The sequence below is a fragment of the Streptomyces sp. LARHCF249 genome (assembly GCF_052871255.1).
In genome coordinates this window covers 1-646 of record NZ_JBIXJQ010000041.1, presented here as the reverse complement: position 1 = coordinate 646, position 646 = coordinate 1, and the positions used below count along the sequence as shown (strand labels likewise).

At 71.7% G+C, this 646-nt stretch carries 1 protein-coding gene; it reads left to right on the top strand.

Features of this window, described 5'->3' with window-relative positions; all coding sequences use genetic code 11:
* The coding region (locus ACIPUC_RS37290; protein WP_446594882.1) for a polyketide synthase dehydratase domain-containing protein at positions 1-646 on the top strand (646 nt) is incomplete at both ends.

The following is a 646-nucleotide window of genomic DNA, read 5'->3' as shown; positions in this document are numbered from 1 at the left end:
CGGCGTGCTGGAAGAGCTGGTGATCGAGTCGCCGCTGGTGGTGCCCGAGCAGGGCGGGGTGCGTGTCCAGGTCGCGGTGGGTGGTCCGGGTGAGTCCGGCTCGCGGACGGTGGAGGTGTACTCGCTGCGGGAGGACGCTGCGGGCGGGGACGTGTGGACGCGGCATGCGACCGGTGTGCTGTCGGGGTCGGACCACGCGGGTGGTGCGGGCTTTGACTTCGCTGCCTGGCCGCCGGCCGGTGCGCAGCCGGTCGAGGTCGGGGAGTTCTATGCCGGTCTGGCCGAGAGCGGGTTCGGCTACGGTCCGGCGTTCCAGGGCGTGCAGGCGGTGTGGCGTCGCGGCGAGGAGGTGTTCGCCGAGGTCGCCCTGTCCGAGGAGCAGCGCAAGGAGGCCGAGAAGTTCGGTGTCCATCCGGCGTTGTTGGATGCGGCTTTGCACGCCGGGTTGGTCGACTCCGCGGGTGTTGAGGAGTCTGTGCGGCAGCCGTTGGACTGGAACGGGCTGGTGCTGCATGCGGTGGGTGCTTCGGCCCTGCGGGTGCGGCTGGTACCGGCCGGTCCGGATGCGCTGTCGGTGGAGGCTGCCGACGCGACCGGTGGCCCGGTCCTGACGGTGGACTCGGTGGTGTCCCGTCCGGTGTCCGTC